Here is an 824-nt window from a genome sequence, read left to right as displayed (position 1 = left end):
GCATGCTCACTGCCCGTATCACACCTCTATTGTTCAGCATCACGTATATCTAGGTGTTTTTGTGATCTAATGCTACTGCCACCCACGCGCTCTACACCCTTTCCCTCCCCGACGCTCTTCCGATCTGCCCCGGCCGAGCGGGCCGGTGCCGCGTCGGCGATCTCCGCCACCGCGTACGAACTGGGCGGCTCGCTCGGCATCGCGGTGGTCGGCAGCGTGCTGTCGGCGGTCTACCACGCCGAACTGACCCTGCCCGCCGGCGTGCCGCCCGATCTGGCCGCCCAGGTGCGGGAGTCGTTCAGCGCCACCGCGGCGGTCGCGACCGGCCTGCCGGAACCGGTGGCGACGGCGGTCCGCACGGCGGCCGAGGAGTCGTTCGTCGGCGGCATCCGGACCAGCATGCTCGGCAGCGCGGCGGTGATGGTCGTCCTCGCGGTGGTGGCGCTGCGGAGCCTGCGCGGAGTCCCGAAGGTGATCGAGACGGACGTACCCCCTCAACCCGACCCGGTGGCCGAGAGCACCCGCGGTTAGGCGACGGTGTCGTACTCGCTCGCCTACGTGCCGGCTTCGGATGATGTTGTGAAAGCCACGTTCGCAACCTTCAACGTTGCGAACGTGGCTTTCACAACACCACCACCGCACCAGGCCGGGGTGGTCGTGAGTGGTGAGTGTCGTCTGTCGCTCGCCCGCACGGGCCGGACCCGGGCGCCGCGAAAGTCACTTTCGGGACATCTGATGTCGCGAAAGTGGCTTTCGCGACACCTCCGGGCCCCTTGCCACCGCCCGCTGATCGCCCCGCAGAACACCGGTCCGTGAAGGCCTCC

1 protein-coding gene is annotated in these 824 nt (G+C 68.1%); it reads left to right on the top strand.

The window, feature by feature from the left end:
* Nucleotides 1-69 precede the first annotated feature (69 nt).
* Entirely contained in the window at nucleotides 70-531 is a 462-nt protein-coding gene (locus tag CFP71_RS42005) for a hypothetical protein (protein WP_244200040.1), read from the top strand.
* Nucleotides 532-824 lie beyond the last annotated feature (293 nt).

It is taken from the genome of Amycolatopsis thailandensis (genome assembly GCF_002234405.1).
GTDB lineage: Bacteria > Actinomycetota > Actinomycetes > Mycobacteriales > Pseudonocardiaceae > Amycolatopsis > Amycolatopsis thailandensis.
The sequence above is the reverse complement of the archived record's forward strand: the minus strand, read 5'-3'. Positions and strand labels throughout refer to the sequence as shown.